The 5,262-nt window shown below is 72.1% G+C and carries 5 protein-coding genes; 4 read left to right on the top strand and 1 reads right to left on the bottom strand.

Going from position 1 to position 5,262, the window contains the following annotated elements:
* Nucleotides 1-1,440 (bottom strand): ABC transporter substrate-binding protein (locus AOK18_RS22800; RefSeq protein ID WP_240503276.1); only part of this gene is annotated, 1,440 nt, incomplete at its 3' end.
* A gap of 303 nt (nt 1,441-1,743) precedes the next feature.
* Here AOK18_RS22800 and AOK18_RS22795 point away from each other — a divergent pair.
* The 4 genes from AOK18_RS22795 to AOK18_RS22780 all read left to right on the top strand — a co-directional run.
* Complete coding sequence (locus AOK18_RS22795) at nt 1,744-2,037, top strand: hypothetical protein (protein ID WP_055695548.1); 294 nt, start codon at nt 1,744-1,746, stop codon at nt 2,035-2,037.
* Nucleotides 2,038-2,056: 19 nt separating this feature from the next.
* A complete protein-coding gene (locus tag AOK18_RS22790; protein WP_055571193.1) occupies nt 2,057-2,893 on the top strand; it encodes a hypothetical protein in 837 nt (278 codons plus the stop codon).
* Between the two features lie 86 nt (nt 2,894-2,979).
* Nucleotides 2,980-4,917: a fumarate reductase/succinate dehydrogenase flavoprotein subunit gene (locus tag AOK18_RS22785; RefSeq protein WP_055695547.1), complete on the top strand. Its 1,938-nt coding sequence runs from the start codon at nt 2,980-2,982 to the stop codon at nt 4,915-4,917.
* The coding region (locus tag AOK18_RS22780; RefSeq protein ID WP_157865148.1) for a 2Fe-2S iron-sulfur cluster-binding protein at nt 4,914-5,262 on the top strand (349 nt) is incomplete at its 3' end. The genes AOK18_RS22785 and AOK18_RS22780, both read left to right, overlap by 4 nt.

The raw sequence follows: 5,262 nt of genomic DNA, 5'->3' as shown, positions 1-5,262 counted from the left end.
CTTCTGCACCGGGCCGCCCGGCACCCAGCCGGCGTCCGCGAGCAGGGCCCGCGCCTCCTCGGCGTCCTGGCCGCCGAGGGCACCGCTGCCGTCGGCGTAGGCGGCCTGCCCGGAGAGCGCGAGGTGGCTGCCGACGGGTTCGGCGGGCAGGCCGAGCGGTTTCAGGACCGCTTCCGCCAGGGCCCGCCGGTCCAGGGCGCGGGCCACGGCGCGGCGGACCCGTTCGTCGGCGAGGGGGCCCTCGGCCCCGTTGAGGGCGAGCTGGGTGTAGGCGGGCTCCAGTGACTTGCGCACCTCGAAGCCGCCGAGGGCCCGCCGCTCCCGGGCGAGCTCCGCGGCGGCCTCGTGCCGCTCCTTACGGGCGGAGGCCTTCCCGTCGGCGTCCTCCTCGTCGGAGCCGTCGGCGACGGCCCAGGCGCGCAGGGCCTGCGCCGCGGCCCGTCCGGCCCCGCGACCGGCGGTCCCGGGGCCCATCGGGGCCGTGCCGTCCGGCGTGCTCCCGTCCGTCCCCCCGCCCGTGCCCGGGCTCGCGCTTTCGGCCGGGGCCGTGCCCCGCGGGCCGGCGGCGGCGGAGATGCGGCGGGCGGCCGCGGCGTCGACCTCGGCCAGGTCCAGGGTGCCGGCGGTGAGCGCGGCGACGCGTTCACCGTGGGGCACCTCGCGCAGCACGATCGTGGAGAGCCGGGCCGGCTCCCCCCACCAGCGGGCGTTGCGGGTGAGGGTGACCTCGTCGGCCTTGCGGTCGACCTTCTTCACCGCGAACGGTCCCGCGGTGACCTTCAGCTTCGTGCGGGCCCCGTCGTTGAAGGAGTCCGGGGTGCCCATGACGTCCTTCGGGTACAGCGGTGCGAACAGCGACTTCCAGTCGGCGTAGGTCCGGCCGAAGGTGACCTTGACCTCCAGGTCGTCGGTGCCGCGCTCGATCTTCTCGATGCGGTCGTAGCCGGCGTTGCGGGCGGTCCAGTAGGCGGAGTCCTTGCCGGACAGGGCGCGCCACTGGGCGGCGAAGTCGGCGGCGCCGATCTCCCGGCCGTCGCTCCAGACGGCCTGCTGGTTGAGCTTGTAGAGGACGACCTGCCTGGGCTCGGTCTCGACGACCTCGGCGGACTCCAGGTAGTCGGGGTTGCGCACCGGACGCCCCCGGTCGTCCGTCCGGAACATCGACGGCAGCACGGCCTGGGCGATCCGGGTGGTGGTGGCGTCGGCGTCCGCCTGGAAGGCGTTCAGGGTCTCCGGGACGGTGTCCACGCCCCAGCGCAGCGTGCCGCCGTCGGCGATCCCCGCGCGGTCGGCGCGGGCGATGTCCCCGCCGGCGAGGGGCCGGCCGGCCGGGTCGTCGTCGGAGCTGCATCCGGCCAGCGCGGGCACCACGAGCGCGCCCGCGGTGAGGAAGACGACCGAACGCATGACCGCGCGCGGGCCGACACCGTCGTGGGACATCTCTGGTTACCTCCGTGATGAAGCCGCGGACGTTATGATCACTTTTGTTGGTATTTAGATCTCATCTGATGTATGCGGCCACTGAAGAGGAAAGGGTTCGGCAACCAGGAGCGACACGGCGGCCGCGGATCGGAAGGGCACCCGTACGGCGTAGGACACCGGGCGGCGCACCCGTGCGCCTCGGCCAATCGATGCACATCCCTTCACAGCACAAGGTGTGACGCGCGACACTCTCAGGCGCATGAACGGTGCCGCCTTGGGCCTGAAGGATCCCGAAGGACCCGCGAGAAGTGAGGGCAAGTCATGTCCGTGCACGAGGAACTGGCATCCGTCCAGCGCAGTCTCGACGACCTGATCCGGTCGGTGGGACGCCTGGAGAAGCAGCTCGGCAGCGGCGGCCTGGAGATGCGCCGCGTCCGGTCCGACACCAATCACCTGCGCGAGAGCGTCGCGCTGCTCCGGGAGACGGCCGTCACCACGGCCGGCGCACCGCAGCGGCCCGATCTGGTCACCATCTCCGACACGCCGTACGACCCGTCCCTGTGGGTGGACACGGACGACGAGGGGCTCGGCGCGCACGACCGCCGCGCCCCCTGACCCCGACCGGAGCGGACAAGTGGCCACTGGTACGGAACCTCCCGCCACAGACCCCCAGCCCCGACGTACCGGTGTGAGAACCGGTACCCGCGCCGCGATCGCCGCTCCGCACCTGCGGACCGACCGCTGGTGGCTGGCCCCCGCCGCCACCGCGGCCGGCCTGCTCGCCTTCGTCGTCTACTCGACCTGGCGGGCCCTGTCGAACGCGGACTACTACGCGGCGCCGTACGTCTCGCCGTTCTACTCCCCGTGCCTCGCCGAGAACTGCGAGCCGATGCGCGGCGGACCCAACTGGGAGCTGTTCGGAAGCTGGTGGGGCCTCTCGCCGGCGATCCTCATCCTGGTCTTCCCGCTCGGCTTCCGCCTGACCTGCTACTACTACCGCAAGGCCTACTACCGGGGCTTCTGGGCGTCCCCGCCGGCCTGCGCGGTCGCCGAGCCGCACCGGAAGTACACCGGGGAGACCCGCTTCCCGCTGGTCCTGCAGAACGTCCACCGGTACTTCTTCTACGCGGCGCTCCTGGTCGCCCTGGTGCTGACCTACGACACCGTCCTCGCCTTCCGCGACGAGCACTACGCGTGGGGCCACATGGGGCTCGGCACCGTCGTCTTCCTGGTCAACATCGCGCTGATCTGGGCGTACACCGTCTCCTGCCACTCCTGTCGGCACATCGTCGGCGGCAAGCTCAAGCACTTCTCCCGGCATCCCGTGCGCTACCGGATGTGGCAGTGGGTGGGGCGGCTGAACGCCCGGCACATGCAGCTCGCCTGGGCGTCGCTGGTGAGCGTGGCGGTCGCCGACCTCTACGTCTACCTCGTCGCGTCCGGCGCCTTCGACGATCCGCGCTTCTTCTGACGACCCCTCCGGGCGTTCCGCGAACGCCGCGAGGGCTGTGAGTTCTGGCAGGTTATGACGGTTTCCGACGAGTGGGGCCTTTTGAGATGACCGTGGTCGACCGGCAGGAATGGGACGTCGTCGTGATCGGTGCGGGCGGTGCCGGGCTGCGCGCCGCCATCGAGGCACGCGAGCGGGGCGCCCGTACGGCGGTGGTCTGCAAGTCGCTGTTCGGCAAGGCGCACACCGTGATGGCCGAGGGCGGGATCGCCGCCGCCATGGCCAACGTCAACACCGGCGACAACTGGAAGGTCCACTTCCGCGACACCCTGCGCGGCGGGAAGTTCCTCAACCAGTGGCGGATGGCCGAACTGCACGCCCGGGAGGCGCCGCAGCGGGTGTGGGAGCTGGAGACGTGGGGCGCGCTGTTCGACCGGACCGAGGACGGCCGGATCTCCCAGCGCAACTTCGGCGGCCACGAGTACCCGCGCCTCGCGCACGTGGGCGACCGCACCGGCCTGGAGCTGATCCGCACCCTCCAGCAGAAGGTCGTCGCCCTCCAGCAGGAGGACTTCCGGGAGACCGGGGACCACGAGTCCCGGCTGAAGGTCTTCCAGGAGTGCACGGTCACCCGGGTGCTGAAGGACGGACCCCACGCCTGCGGCGTCTTCGGCTACGAGCGGGAGTCCGGCCGCTTCTTCGTGCTGGAGGCGCCCGCCGTGGTCCTCGCGACGGGCGGCATCGGCAAGTCGTTCAAGGTGACGTCGAACTCGTGGGAGTACACCGGGGACGGGCACGCGCTGGCGCTGCTGGCCGGGGCCCCGCTGCTCAACATGGAGTTCGTGCAGTTCCACCCGACGGGCATGGTCTGGCCGCCGTCGGTGAAGGGCATCCTGGTCACCGAGTCGGTGCGCGGCGACGGCGGGGTGCTGCGCAACTCCGAGGGCGAGCGGTTCATGTTCGACTACGTGCCGGACGTCTTCAAGGAGAAGTACGCCGAGTCCGAGGAGGAGGGCGACCGCTGGTACGACGACCCGGACCACAACCGGCGTCCCCCCGAACTGCTCCCCCGCGACGAGGTCGCCCGCGCGATCAACGCCGAGGTGAAGGCGGGCCGCGGCTCCCCGCACGGCGGGGTCTTCCTGGACGTGTCCACCCGGATGCCCGCCGAGGTGATCAAGCGCCGGCTGCCGTCGATGTACCACCAGTTCAAGGAGCTGGCGGACGTGGACATCACGGCGGAGGCGATGGAGGTCGGGCCCACCTGCCACTACGTGATGGGCGGCATCGCCGTCGACTCGGACACGGCGGCCGCGCGCGGGGTACCGGGGCTGTTCGCGGCCGGTGAGGTGGCCGGCGGCATGCACGGCTCCAACCGGCTGGGCGGCAACTCCCTCTCCGACCTGCTGGTGTTCGGGCGCCGGGCGGGCTGGCACGCGGCCGAGCACGCGGCGGGACGGGAGCGGCCCCGGGTGGACGACGCCCAGGTGGACGCCGCCGCCGCGGAGGCGCTGCGCCCCTTCTCGGCGGAGAGCGGGGGCCGCGAGGACACGGACGCGCGCCCCCCGGAGAACCCGTACACCCTGCACCAGGAGCTCCAGCAGACGATGAACGACCTGGTGGGCATCATCCGCCGGGAGCCCGAGATGGAGCAGGCCCTGCGGAAGCTGGCCGAGCTGCGGGCCCGTGCCCGGCGGGCCGGTGTGGAGGGGCACCGGCAGTTCAACCCGGGGTGGCACCTCGCCCTGGACCTGCGGAACATGCTGCTGGTCAGCGAGTGCGTGGCACGGGCCGCGCTGGAGCGCACCGAGTCGCGCGGCGGCCACACCCGCGAGGACCACTCCGCGATGGAGCGCGCCTGGCGCAACGTCAACCTGCTGTGCTCGATGGCCGACCCGACGGGCGGCGCCGCGGCGACCTCCCCGGAACGGGGCCAGATCGTCCTGACCCGCGAGACCACCGAACCCGTCCGCCCCGACCTGCTCGCCCTCTTCGAGAAGGAGGAGCTGGTCAAGTACCTCAGCGAAGAGGAGCTGTACGAGTGAGCAGCTACGAGGCCCGCTTCAGGGTGTGGCGCGGGGACGTGCGGGGCGGCGGCCTGGAGGACTTCCGGGTCGAGGTGAACGACGGCGAGGTGGTCCTCGACATCGTCCACCGGCTCCAGGCCACCCAGGCCCCCGACCTCGCCGTCCGCTGGAACTGCAAGGCGGGCAAGTGCGGTTCCTGCTCGGCCGAGATCAACGGCCGCCCGCGCCTGCTGTGCATGACCCGGATGTCGGTGTTCGACCGCGACGAGGTGATCACCGTGACCCCGCTGCGGGCCTTCCCGGTGGTCCGCGACCTGGTGACGGACGTCGGCTTCAACTACACGAAGGCCCGCAGCGGGGTCA

The organism is Streptomyces prasinopilosus, from assembly GCF_001419695.1.
GTDB lineage: Bacteria > Actinomycetota > Actinomycetes > Streptomycetales > Streptomycetaceae > Streptomyces > Streptomyces prasinopilosus.
Note: the sequence above shows the minus strand (reverse complement) of the source record. Positions and strands in the feature narration are given on the sequence as shown.

Coding starts and splice junctions, on each gene's coding strand:
- AOK18_RS22795 (WP_055695548.1), top strand. CDS start 1,744: ATGTCCGTGCACGAGGAACTGGCATCCGTCCAGCGCAGTCTCGACGAC.
- AOK18_RS22785 (WP_055695547.1), top strand. CDS start 2,980: ATGACCGTGGTCGACCGGCAGGAATGGGACGTCGTCGTGATCGGTGCG.